Source organism: Actinoalloteichus sp. AHMU CJ021, assembly GCF_002895405.1.
Classification (GTDB): domain Bacteria; phylum Actinomycetota; class Actinomycetes; order Mycobacteriales; family Pseudonocardiaceae; genus Actinoalloteichus_B; species Actinoalloteichus_B caeruleus.
The window spans coordinates 1012079-1024664 of sequence record NZ_CP025990.1; the positions used below are offsets into that span (position 1 = coordinate 1012079).

Sequence of the window (12586 nt, forward strand, 5' to 3'; positions counted from 1 at the left end):
CGGAACCCGCCCACCTCCACGTCCGGGTTACTCGGCGACCCGCAGCAGCCCCTCCTGCACGACCGTGCACACGAGGTTGCCCGACCGGTCGAAGAACCGCCCGGTGGCCAGGCCCCGAGCGCCGGAGGCGCTCGGGGAGGCGCAGTCGTACAGCAGCCAGTCGTCCGCCCGGAAGGGGCGGTGGAACCACATGGCGTGATCCAGGCTGGCCCCCGCGACCTCGTCCAGGCTCCAGTACACGCCGTGGCGGGCCAGTACCGAGTCCAACAGGGTGAGGTCGGACACGTAGGCCAGCAGGCAGACGTGCAGCACCTGGTCGTCGGGCAGCTGACCGTGCGCCCGCATCCACACCCGGTTGTCGGCGGTGCGCGGTCCGGTCTCCCGCGACACCCAGGGCGGGTCGGTGACGTAGCGGATGTCGAAGGGCCGGGGAGCCTGGCCGTGGATGCCGATGCGGCCCCGGTAGGGCGCCACCCGCTCGGCGAGGGTCGGCAGCGACTCCGGCTCCGGGACGCCAGCCGGCATCTCGTCGGCGTGCTCGATCCCGTCCTCCCGGACCTGGAAGGAGGCCGACAGCGAGAAGATCGCCTTGCCGTGCTGGATGGCGACCACCCGGCGGGTGGTGAACGAGCGGCCGTCCCGGATGCGGTCCACCTCGTAGACGATCGGAACGCGGGGATCGCCGCCCCGGATGAAGTAGGCGTGCAGCGAGTGCACCCCGCGATCGGCGGGCACGGTCCTGCTGGCCGCGACGAGGGCCTGCCCGGCGACCTGGCCCCCGAAGACCCGGACGGGTGACTCGGCCGGGCTCACGCCCCGGAACAGGTTCTCCTCGATGCGCTCCAGGTCCAGCAACGCCACCACCCGGTCGAGGACGGGCTGCCCGTAGGGCACCCCGTCCGGATCGAGGGGCACCGCCCCCGCGGTGGTACCGGCGGGGTCCTCCGCCGCTGCGCGCGCCATCTCGGTCATCCACCAACCCTACGATGACGCGGGCAGCGACAAGGATTCTGAGCACACTCAGCTACCAGTGAGCCTACTCACGCATGGTCTTCCTCGCCCAGTCGGTGGACTCGAATCAGGTTCGTCGAACCGACCGTGCCGGGAGGGGAGCCGGCGACGATCACGACCAGGTCGCCCCGCTGATACCGACCGAGCGACAGCATCGCCTGGTCGACCTGCTTCACCATCCGGTCGGTCGAGTCCACCTTCGGCACCAGGAAGGTCTCGGTGCCCCAGGTCATGCTCAGCTGCCGACGCACGGCCTCCTCCGGGGTGAAGGCGAGCAGCGGGAGGTGGGTGTGCAACCGGGCCAGCCGGCGCACCGTGTCACCGGACTGGGTGAAGGCGACGAGCGCCTTGGCGTTGAGCCGCTCACCGATGTCCCGAGCCGCGTAGGAGATGACGCCCCGCTTGGTCCTGGGCACGTGCGACAGCGGCGGCACGGCGGTCGACTCGTGTTCCACCGCGCGGACGATCCTGGCCATCGTCTCGACCGTCTGGACCGGGTAGCGCCCCACGCTGGTCTCGCCCGAGAGCATCACCGCATCGGTGCCGTCGAGCACGGCGTTGGCGACGTCCGAGGTCTCCGCCCGGGTGGGCCGGGAGTTGCTGATCATCGAGTCCAGCATCTGGGTCGCCACGATGACCGGCTTGGCGTTCTCCCTGGCGATCTGGATGGCCCGCTTCTGCACGAGGGGGACCTGCTCCAACGGCAGTTCGACGCCGAGGTCCCCCCGGGCGACCATCACGCCGTCGAAGGCGAGGACGATCGCCTCCAGGTTGTCGACCGCCTCCGGCTTCTCCAGCTTGGCCACCACCGGCAGCCGGCCGGAACCGACCCGGTCCATGACCTGGTGCGCCTGGTCGATGTCGGCGGGAGACCGGACGAAGGACATCGCGATGAAGTCCACACCGAGGCTGAGGGCGAACTCCAGGTCGCGGATGTCCTTCTCGGACAGGGCCGGGACGCTCACGTTCATCCCCGGCAGCGACAGCCCCTTGTTGTCACTGACCGGGCCTCCCTCGGTGACCTCGCACACCACGTCCGAGCCCTCGATGGCCGTGACCACCAGGCCGACCTTGCCGTCGTCGACGAGGACGCGGTCACCGACCTTGGCGTCCTCGGCCAGCCCCCGGTAGGTGGTCGAGACCCGGTCGTGGGTGCCGGGCACGTCCTCGACGGTCACCCGGACCGTCTCCCCGGTGTCCCACTGCACCGGGCCGCTGGCGAACCGCCCCAGCCTGATCTTGGGTCCCTGGAGGTCGGCGAGGATGCCGACCGCGCGACCGCTCGCCTCCGCCTCCTGGCGGACCAGCTCGTAGATGCGCTTGTGGTCGGCGTGGTCGCCGTGGCTGAAGTTCATCCGCGCCACGTCCATGCCGGCGCCCACCAGCTGCCTGATCCTGTCGGGACTCGCCGTCGCCGGTCCCATCGTGCATACGATCTTCGCTCGTCTGCTCACGTCTGCGCAGCCTATCCCGCTGGTGGGCACGATTCCGCACGGCGGAAGCAGATTTGCGGGGCGTGTCGCTCGATCGGGGCGATTCGCCCGGTTGTCGCGCCGCTGTGCCTACTCCCCGCTAGGTGGATTTCCGGTGGAGCCGGGATCACCCCCCGTCCGGGGACTACGCGAGGTGTGCTGCGAACAGCGGGTCGAGGCCCCTCGGAGACCGCACCCCGGCGACCGCCGGTCGTGGCACGGGCCCGTGCCACCGACGCTGTCCGGTTCCGGCCGTCGGCGGTGGGGATGGCCGGCACGGGACGATGGACGTCCGTCCCACCCCCTTCCGGAGGTTCCACGCCGTGCGCCCGTCCGCGATCCCCTTCCCGCTGGCCGTCCTGGTCAGCCTCGTGGTGTTCCTCACGCCGGCCTCCGGCGTCCCCTCAGCGCCCCCGGGAACCGACAAGGTGGTCCACGTGGGGGTGTTCGTGCTGCTCACCGTCACGGGGCTCCTGATGGTGGCCGGGGCGCGGAGTCCTCGGCCCGCGCCGGACCGGCGGGACGCGTCCCCCACCCACCGGGGGCGCGGCCCGCGCCGCCTGCTCCTGTTCGGTCTCCTCTGCTACGCCTTCGTCGCGGAGGTCCTCCAGGGGCTGTTGCCCCTGGGGCGGAGCGCGGACTGGGCGGACGCGCTGGCCAACCTCGCCGGTATCGCGCTCGGGGCGGGGGTGTTCCTCCTGTTCGGCCCGAGGAGGCCGGCGGGTGGGGACCTGGCGGCCGCGCACCCGGCGGAGGACGGTGCCGGCGCCGACCGCGCCTGAACGACACGGATCCCGGGCGGCCCCCTCCTCGGGGGCCGCCCGGGTCGGTGTGTCAGCGCCGGTAGCGGGCCACCTCGTAGGTGGCGGCGCCGACCAGCTCCAGGGACACCCGCAACCGCTCCAGCGAGATGTTGCGGTCGATGGTGTCCTCGGGCGTGTGGTAGATGGGCTCCAGCAGCGCCGGCCCCGCCTCGCCTCGCCAGCTGAAGTTCGCCGCCGCGATGCCCCGCTCGTGGAACGGCACGTGGTCGCTCGATCCGCGCGCGGTGGGCCCGGACACGTGGGGGACGTAGCCGAGGCGGGCGGCCGCCTCGGCGACCCCCTGGGTCGTCAGGTTGTCCTCACCGTCGACTGACAGCAACCAGTAGCGGTTGGCCGGGTCGTGGCTGGTGGCCACCATGTCGTTCTGGAAGCACCCGCTGATCCTGGCCGCCTCGGCGTCGCTGAGCTGGTTGACGTAGTAGCGGGAACCGATGAGCCCCTGCTCCTCGGAGCCCCAGAGCGCGAACCGGACGGTGTGCTGAGTGGGCAGGCTGCGGAAGACCCTGGCGAGTTCCAGGCAGAGCGCGGTACCGCTGCCGTCGTCGTTGGCGCCCGGCGATCCGGGCACGCTGTCGTAGTGGGCGGTGACCATCACCACCGGCGCGGTGGCGGGAGAACCGATCGTCGCCGGCCGCTCGGCGAGGACGTTGTACGAGGTGAGGTCGGAGTGCCGGGTCAACACCGCGCGCAGCCGCACCGGGCCCGCCGCCAGCCGCTGCCGCAACCACTCGCCGTGGGCCTGGGCGAGTCCCAGCACCGGGATGGGCACCTGGTTGGCGAGGCTGGGCACGAAGCAGCCGGCCTTGCGGTCGGGCGTGGCCGAGGCCGCCACCAGCAGCACACCGGTCGCGCCCCGCTCCACGGCGGTCCGGACCTGGGCCTCCCGGTTGGCCGTGGTGTGGTCCACGAGGACCAGGCCGCCGGTGAACCCGGCGGGGTAGTCGGCCTCGGTGCCCGCACCGACGTCGACGACGCCCCCCTCGACCTCGACGTCCAGCGGTCCCTGCGCCGAGGCGCTGGTCTGCCAGCGCTCCCCGTCGGGCAGGACCACGTCGGCCAGGTACTTGTCCGCCACCGCGAAGGGCTGTTGGGTGACCTGGTAGCCGAGGTCCTCGAACAGCCGCGCGGCGTAGTTCGCGGCCCTGTGCTCGGACTCGGTGCCGCCGATCCTGGGACCGATGTCCTCGCTGAGGTGGCGGATGTGCTCGAGCGCGCGTCGGGCGTCCACCCGCGCGGCGATGGCCTTGTCCCCCGGGGTCAGGTTGGGCGCGCCCGGGGCGCCGGTCCGGTGCCGGTTGGTGGCGGCCATCGCCTGCGATGACAGCCCGACCGAGGCGAAGGCGGCGAGCGCGAGGGCTCCACCCAACAGATCACGGCGCTTGAACGCGGACATCCAGCCACTCCTTTGTCCAGGGCAGCAACGGAACACGGCGATTTCGTTCCGTAACTGATTCACCACAACGTGTGAAGCGCGCTTCGCTGATTCCGGAGATTACGTGTGGTTTCTGTGATGAACAAGTGGCAGAGATCTCGAAATGATTCCCGATCGGTGTCCTTCGCGTCCCCTGTCGGGTGATCCAGTTTGGCAGCGATCCACCTACGGGGTCCCACGGTGAACCCAGCCGGAAGACACGGCCGGAGGGCGGCCGCTTCCACCGAGGACGGGGGCGGGAACCGGATGCGCGGTCGACCACCCCGCCGCGTTCGCCCCCCGAGCCGCCGCCCGACATCGGATGACGGTTCCCGCCGGTCAGGAAGCCGGACAGGGCCAGGGACCGGGACGAAAGGCGGAACAGGGAACCCGGGCGCCGGCTCCCCCGGGCACGGTGGCCCGTCCCGGGCGCGCGGCCACCCGGACCGCACCGGCAACCCCGACCCGGCCGACCTCGGGCACGGCTCGCCTCATCCGCCCCTCCGCACGAGCCGGCACCCCAGGTGTGGCGGGAGCCGTCGGCGCGGGAACTCGCGTCGCGACCGGGTGCGCTGGCCGGAAGAGGCCGCTCGCCCCGTCCGATGCGAACGGCCGACCGCCACCCGTCCTCGGGTCACGGGGGACCTCGAACCAGCCTTGGTCACCGCGAGCGGTGCTCCCTGGTACCTCGGCGCGTCAGGGAGCCGCCGGTCGGCGTTCGGGACCGGGTGCACCCGGAGTTCGGGCCCACCAGTCCGGGAGCGACGCGTTCCGGCGCCGAAGGACCAGCACCGTCGGCACCGTTCAGCCGGACCGTCCCCGCCGTGAGCCTCCCCGCACCCGCTGCCCCGCGACCGGCCCGGACCGATCCGGTTCCGCGGTCCGCCCGGCAGGTGCCGGGGACCGCCGACCAGCGAGCGGCAAGCGCCCCCGGGTCGTCGGCCCCCACGGCGTTCGGCCGCCCACCTCGGCGGTATCTGCCCGACGGCGGCGGACCGCGACCTCGATGTCAGGAACGGGGCAACGGACCGGGACAAGTAAGGGGGACGGCTCCCGTGGGAGCCGTCCCCCTGTCGCCCCGGCCGGCGGCACGCCGTTGTGCCCCGGCCAGAAGTCGAGTGGTCCGGCGACGGACCACCGCGCCCGGTGCGGGCCGGTCAGACCACCGCGAGCGGCAGGGCCGTCGGGTGGACCGGGGCGGGCAGCTGCGAGCCGCCCGTGAGGTGGGCGTCGACGGCAGCGGCCACCGAGCGCCCCTCCGCGATCGCCCACACCACCAGCGAGGCACCCCGGTGGGCGTCACCGCAGACGAACACGCCCGGCTGGCTGGTCTGCCAGTCCGCACCACAGCCGATGCTCCCGCGCGGGGACAGGGTCAGGCCGAGACCGTCGAGCAGGGGCATCCGCTCGACCCCCTCGAAACCGATGGCGAACAGCGCGAGGTCGCAGGGGAACTCCTCGACCTCGTCACCGACCGGGACCACCTGGCGCCGGCCGTCCGCGTCGCGTCCGACCTGGACCCGGCGCAGGCGGACCGCCCGCACGTGCCCGTCCTCGTCCCCGACGAACTCCTCGACCGCGACCTCGTAACGGCGCTCGCCGCCCTCGTCGTGCGCCGGGTAGGTGCGCAGGATCAACGGCCAGGTCGGCCAGGGAGACCTGGCCTCGTCCCGCTCGCCCGGCGGCTCCGGGTACTGGTCGAGCTGGAGGACGCTCGCGGCGCCCTGCCGGTGCGCGGTCCCGAGGCAGTCGGCACCGGTGTCGCCACCGCCGATGATGACCACGTGCTTCCCGGCGGCGGTGATCACGGCCGGCCCGTCGCCCTCGCACTCGCGGTTGGCCTGCACCAGGTGCTCCATCGCCAGGTGCACCCCGGTCAGCTCCCGCCCGGGGACCTCGGCGTCACGGCCGCGCAGGGCGCCGACCGCCAGCACCACCGCGTCGTGCCGGGACCGCAGCTCATCGACGGTGAGGTCCACGCCGACCTCGCAGCCGGTCACGAACCGGGTCCCCTCGGCACGCATCTGCACGAGCCGCCGGTCGAGGACCTTCTTCTCCATCTTGAACTCGGGGATCCCGTACCGGAGCAGGCCGCCGAGCCGGTCGTCCCGTTCGTAGACGGTGACCTCGTGCCCCGCCCGGGTGAGCTGTTGGGCCGCCGCGAGCCCCGCCGGACCGGACCCGACCACGGCCACCGAGCGACCGGTGGGGGCGGTGGCCGTCACCGGCACCACGCTGCCCCGTTCCCAGCCGATGTCGGCGATGGTCTGCTCCACCCGCTTGATCGCGACGGCGCCACCCGCCCTCGGGGAGAGCGCGACGACGCAACCGGCCTCGCACGGGGCCGGGCAGAGCCGGCCGGTGAACTCCGGGAAGTTGTTCGTGGCGTGCAGGCGTTCACCCGCCTCGTCCCAGCGCCCCCGCCGCACGAGGTCGTTCCACTCCGGGATCAGGTTGCCCAGCGGGCAGCCGGCGCTGCTGGAGTGGCAGAAGGGCACGCCGCAGTCCATGCAGCGCGCCGCCTGCGTCCGCACCTGCTGCTCGCGTTCCCCGCCGTCGAGCGCCGCGTAGACCTCGTCCCAGTCGCCGAGGCGCTCGTCCACCGGTCGCTTCGCCGGCTCCTGCCTGGCGTGCTTGAGGAAACCATGCGGGTCAGCCACGGGATGCCTCCATGATCGCCTCGTCCTCGTCACGGCCCTCCGACCGCGCTATCCGCACCGCCTCCATCACCCGCTGGTAGTCGGCGGGCATCACCTTGGTGAACCCGGTGGAGCGCCGTGGCCAGTCGCCCAGCAGCGAGGAGGCCAGGCGGGACCCGGTCAGCTCGTGGTGGCGTTCCACGGTGCGGCGCAACCACCGCAGGTCCTCGGCGTCCGGGCGTTGGAGCCGCACCATGTCCTGGTTGACCCGCACCGGGTCGAGGTCGAGGACGTAGGCGATGCCCCCGGACATGCCGGCGGCCAGGTTCCGCCCTGTCGGGCCGAGCACGACGGCCCGCCCCCCGGTCATGTATTCGAAGGCGTGGTCGCCCACCCCCTCGGCCACCGCGACCGCACCGGAGTTGCGGACGCAGAACCGCTCACCGACCTGGCCGCGCAGGAAGATCTCGCCGCCGGTGGCGCCGTAGCCGATCACGTTCCCGGCGATCACCTGGTCCTCGGCGACGAACGGCGCGTCGGGGTGCGGCCGGACGACGATCCGCCCGCCCGAGAGCCCCTTGCCCACGTAGTCGTTGGCGTCGCCGACCATCTCCAGCGCGACCCCGCGCGGGAGGAACGCGCCAAGCGACTGCCCGGCGGACCCGGTGAGGGTCACCGAGATCGTGCCGTCCGGAAGCCCGTCGCTGCCGTAGCGGCGGGTCACCTCCGAGCCCAGCAGCGTGCCCACCGTCCGGTTGACGTTGCGCACCGGCAGTTCGAGGCGCACCGTGTGGGCGTCCTCCAGCGCCGCCTCGGCGAGCTGGATGAGGGTGCGGTCCAGCGCGTGCTCCAGCCCGTGGTCCTGCGCGCGGACCCGGCGGCGCACGACGCCGTAGGGGGCCGTGCCGTCCCGCACCCCGGCGGGCACGGTGAGCACCGGCGAGAGGTCCAGGCCCCGGCTCTTCCAGTGCTCGACGGCCTCGTCGGTGTCGAGCACCTCCGCGTGGCCGATCGCCTCGTCGAGGGTCCGGAAGCCGAGGGCGGCCAGGTGCTCACGCACCTCCTCGGCGACGAAGTGGAAGAAGTTCTCCACGAACTCGGGCTTGCCGGTGTACCTGCGGCGCAGCTCCGGGTTCTGGGTCGCGATGCCGACCGGGCAGGTGTCGAGGTGGCACACCCGCATCATGACGCAGCCGGCGACCACCAGCGGAGCGGTGGCGAACCCGTACTCCTCGGCCCCCAGCAACGCGGCGACGACCACGTCACGTCCGGTCTTCATCGCGCCGTCGACCTGCACGGTGATCCGGTCGCGCAGCCCGTTGAGCAGCAGCGTCTGCTGTGCCTCCGCCAGGCCGATCTCCCAGGGCGTGCCCGCGTGCTTGAGGGAGGTCAGGGCGGCGGCGCCCGTTCCCCCGTCGTGGCCGGAGATCAGCACCACGTCGGCGTGGGCCTTGGCGACCCCGGCGGCGACGGTACCCACGCCGACCTCGCTGACGAGCTTGACGTGGATCCTGGCCCGTTCGTTGGCGTTCTTCAGGTCGTGGATCAGCTGGGCGAGATCCTCGATCGAGTAGATGTCGTGGTGCGGCGGTGGGGAGATCAGGCCGACCCCCGGCGTGGAGTGCCGGGTGCGGGCGATCCACGGGTACACCTTGTACCCGGGGAGCTGCCCACCCTCCCCCGGCTTCGCGCCCTGCGCCATCTTGATCTGGATGTCGCTGGCGTTGACCAGGTACTCGCTCGTGACGCCGAACCGGCCCGAGGCGACCTGCTTGATCGCCGACCGGCGCTCCGGGTCGTACAACCGCTCGGGGTCCTCCCCGCCCTCACCGCTGTTGGACCGGCCACCCAGGCGGTTCATCGCGATCGCGAGGGTCTCGTGGGACTCCTTGGAGATGGAGCCGTAGGACATCGCGCCGGTGTTGAACCGCTTCACGATCTCCGAGGCGGGCTCGACCTCGTCGAGCGGCACCGGCGGGCGCTCCTCGGAGCGGAACCGGAACAGGCCGCGCAGCGTGCCGCCGGCCCGGCTGAGCCGGTCCACCTCCTCGGTGTACCTGCGGTACACCTCGGCCTGCCGGGTGCGGGTGGCGTGTTGGAGCAGGAACACCGTCTCCGGGGAGAACAGGTGCAGTTCGCCCTCCCGCCGGTACGCGTACTCGCCGCCCACCTCGAGCCGCCGGTGGGCCCGGTCGGTCGGGTTGTCCGGGTAGGCACGGCGGTGGCGGACGGCGACCTCCTCGGCCAGCACGTCCAGGTCGACCCCGCCGAGCCGGGACTCGGTGCCGCTGAAGTACTCCGAGACGACCTCCCGGTCCAGGCCGACCGCCTCGAAGACCTGCGCCGCCGTGTAAGCGCCGACGGTGGAGATGCCCATCTTCGACATCACCTTCAGCACGCCCTTGACCAGCGCCCTGACGTAGTTGGTGACCGCCCGGTGCGCCTCGATGCCGGTGATCTCCCCGGTGCCCACCATGTCCTCGATCGTCTCGAAGGCCAGGTAGGGGTTCACCGCGGCGGCACCGAAGCCGAGCAGCAGGGCGATGTGGTGGACCTCGCGGGCGTCGCCGGTCTCCACGACCAGGGCGACCTTGAGCCGCTCCTTGGTCCGCACCAGGTGGTGGTGGACGGCGGAGACGAGCAGCAGCGCGGGGATCGGCGCGTGGTCGTGGTCGGAGTCCCGGTCGGAGAGGACCAGGACGCGGGCCCCGGCGGCGATCGCCTCGGACGCCTCCTTCCGCACCCGCTCGACGGCGGCGGCGAGGGCCTGCCCGCCGCCGGTGACCTCGTACAGCCCGGAGAGGACGGTGCAGGAGAAGCCGGGCAGGTCGCCGTCGTCGTTGATGTGGATGAGCTTGGCGAGCTCGTCGTTGTCGATGACCGGGTGCGGCAGCACCACGTGGCGGCAGGAGGCCGGCGAGGGGTCGAGCAGGTTGTGCTCGGGTCCCATCACCCGGGCGACGGAGGTGACGACCTCCTCGCGGATGGCGTCCAACGGCGGGTTGGTCACCTGCGCGAAGTGCTGCACGAAGTAGTCGTAGAGCATCCGGGAGCGCTGCGAGAGGCCGGCGACGGGCGTGTCGGACCCCATCGAGCCGAGGGGCTCCGCGCCGGACACCGCCATCGGGGTCAGCAGCACCCGCAGCTCCTCCTCCGTGTAGCCGAAGGTGAGCTGCCGGCGGACCACCGAGTCGTGGCTCTGCACGACGTGGTCGCGGTCGGGCAGGTCGGCCAACGCCAACAACCCGGCGTGCAGCCACTCGTCGTAGGGCCGTTCCGCGGCCAGTTGGTCCTTGATCTCCCCGTCGTCGACGATCCGCCCCTCGGCGGTGTCGACGAGGAACATCCGGCCTGGCCGCAGCCTGCCCTTGGCGACCACCTGGTCGGGCGGCACGTCGAGGACACCGGTCTCGCTGGCGAGCACGACGCGGTTGTCGGTGGTGCGCCACCAGCGGGCGGGCCGGAGCCCGTTGCGGTCGAGGACCGCGCCGACGAGCGTGCCGTCGGTGAAGGTGACGCAGGCCGGCCCGTCCCACGGCTCCATCAGGCTGGCGTGGAACTGGTAGAAGGCCCGGCGCCGGGGGTCCATGGTGGCGTGGTTCTCCCACGCCTCGGGCACCATCATCATCACCGCGTGCGGCAGGCTGCGGCCGCCCAGGTGCAGCAGTTCGAGCACCTCGTCGAAGGAGGCGGAGTCGGAACCGTCCTCGGTGCAGATCGGGTAGAGACGTTCGAAGTCGCCCTCGATGATCTCCGAGGCCAGCAGGGCCTCCCGCGCGCGCATGCGGTTGCGGTTGCCGCGGATGGTGTTGATCTCGCCGTTGTGGGCGACGTAGCGGAAGGGGTGGGCCAGCGGCCAGGACGGGAAGGTGTTGGTCGAGAAGCGGCTGTGCACCAGGGCGATGGCGCTGGTCAGCCGGGCGTCCCTGAGGTCGGGGAAGAAGGCCGGCAGCTGTTCGGTGGTCAGCATTCCCTTGTAGACCAGGGTGCGCGCGGACAGGGAGGGGAAGTAGACCCCGTGCCCCTCGTCGCGGCTGATCCGCTCCACGCGTCGTCGCAGGCAGAAGGTCCGCCGGTCCAGTTCGATCCCGGCCGGGGGGTGCGCCACCTCCGTTCCCGCGACCAGCAGCATCGCGAAGTGCGGCATGCAGGAACGGGCGCTCGGTCCGACGTCGGCGCCGTCCGGGTCGACGGGGACGTCCCGCCAGCCCAGCACGCGCAGCCGTTCCTCGTCGGCGATCCGCTCCACCAGGCTGACGGCGCGTTCCCGCTCCTCCTCGTCGCTGGGGAGGAAGGCGACGCCGGCGGCGTAGGTGTGCCGGCCCCGCTCGTCGGGTGCCGGCAGTTCGAGACCGGTCACCGCGCGCAGGAACGCGTCGGGGAGCTGCACCAGGATCCCGGCGCCGTCGCCGCTGGAGGGTTCGGCGCCGGCCGCGCCCCGGTGCTCCAGGTTGGCCAGGGCGGTGAGCGCGTCGGCGACGATGCCGTGCGACGACCGTCCCTCCACGTCGGCGACCATCGCGACACCGCAGCTGTCGCGTTCGTCCTCCGGACGATAGAGCCCCGTAGCGCCGGGGGTGGTGGAGAAGATCACGGGCAGACCTCCCTCATCGTCCTACGAACTTGAATCCTCAAGTTTCAGGGGTTGGGTTCGACGGGACGACGATGGCCCGCTCCGTACACCCGGAAGATGACACGGGCGTTTCATTCATGTGGCCCTAACAGTAACCTCATCATCCCTACCGACCGCAAGAGTGAAGTTCGCCGTGTCGGGTAACGATTTCACCGGCAACAGCGATAGACGAGGTTGATACCCGCAGCGGCGCGGAGGGCTCTCGCACCCGAGAATACCTGGCCAGCCGGCTCATGCGGCGATCCCGACAACGACTCCCGCGATCCGGGCACCACCCCCGGAGCCGAGGTGAACGGATTCACCCTGCGTTCACCACCGGCCACCCACCGGTGGTAGGCGCTCTGCTCCGTTCGGCCGCCGCCGATTCACCGGATCCGTTCGAATGGTTCTGATACGGTGCCGCTGCCGGCCGACCAGGGGCCGGCGGCGTGTGTGGCAGCGAAGTCCGGTGGGAGTCCGGCGCTGTGCCACAACTGTCATGGCCCACCAGGTCGAGCCAGGCCGCCTGCCACTCCACGCGACGTCACCACTCCCGGCACAGGGGTGGAGTGTCGTCCGCACCTCCCGGTCCGGCGGGTCGGCCGCCTCCCCGCGTG

General features: G+C 72.1%; 6 protein-coding genes. 1 reads left to right on the forward strand and 5 read right to left on the reverse strand.

Going from position 1 to position 12586, the window contains the following annotated elements; all coding sequences use genetic code 11:
* Nucleotides 1-27: 27 nt before the first annotated feature.
* Both tesB and pyk read right to left on the reverse strand, forming a co-directional pair.
* On the reverse strand, nt 28-972 hold the full coding sequence (gene tesB, locus C1701_RS03865; protein WP_016700748.1) for an acyl-CoA thioesterase II: 945 nt from the start codon (nt 970-972) through the stop codon (nt 28-30).
* 68 nt (nt 973-1040) lie between these two features.
* Nucleotides 1041-2465 carry a pyruvate kinase gene (gene pyk, locus C1701_RS03870; RefSeq protein ID WP_026418965.1) on the reverse strand — a complete coding sequence of 475 codons (1425 nt, stop codon included), beginning with the start codon at nt 2463-2465 and terminating at the stop codon, nt 1041-1043.
* A gap of 341 nt (nt 2466-2806) precedes the next feature.
* Between pyk and C1701_RS03875 the strand changes: the two genes are divergently transcribed.
* Nucleotides 2807-3265 (forward strand): VanZ family protein, encoded by a 459-nt coding sequence (locus C1701_RS03875; protein WP_337662127.1) that lies wholly within the window; start codon nt 2807-2809, stop codon nt 3263-3265.
* A 52-nt stretch (nt 3266-3317) separates the two neighbouring features.
* Here C1701_RS03875 and C1701_RS03880 read toward each other — a convergent pair whose 3' ends face one another.
* The 3 genes from C1701_RS03880 to gltB all read right to left on the reverse strand — a co-directional run bounded on the left by C1701_RS03880 (nt 3318) and on the right by gltB (nt 11951).
* Complete coding sequence (locus C1701_RS03880; protein WP_103055553.1) at nt 3318-4700, reverse strand: M28 family metallopeptidase; 1383 nt, start codon at nt 4698-4700, stop codon at nt 3318-3320.
* A gap of 1175 nt (nt 4701-5875) precedes the next feature.
* On the reverse strand, nt 5876-7378 hold the full coding sequence (locus tag C1701_RS03885) for a glutamate synthase subunit beta (RefSeq protein ID WP_103055554.1): 1503 nt from the start codon (nt 7376-7378) through the stop codon (nt 5876-5878).
* On the reverse strand, nt 7371-11951 hold the full coding sequence (gene gltB / locus C1701_RS03890; protein ID WP_103055555.1) for a glutamate synthase large subunit: 4581 nt from the start codon (nt 11949-11951) through the stop codon (nt 7371-7373). Before gltB ends, C1701_RS03885 begins: the two co-directional genes overlap by 8 nt.
* Nucleotides 11952-12586 lie beyond the last annotated feature (635 nt).

What these genes read in the sequence shown, in the direction of transcription:
- tesB (WP_016700748.1), bottom strand. Translation starts at nt 972, where the DNA reads ATGACCGAGATGGCGCGCGCAGCGGCGGAGGACCCCGCCGGTACCACC.
- C1701_RS03880 (WP_103055553.1), bottom strand. Translation starts at nt 4,700, where the DNA reads ATGTCCGCGTTCAAGCGCCGTGATCTGTTGGGTGGAGCCCTCGCGCTC.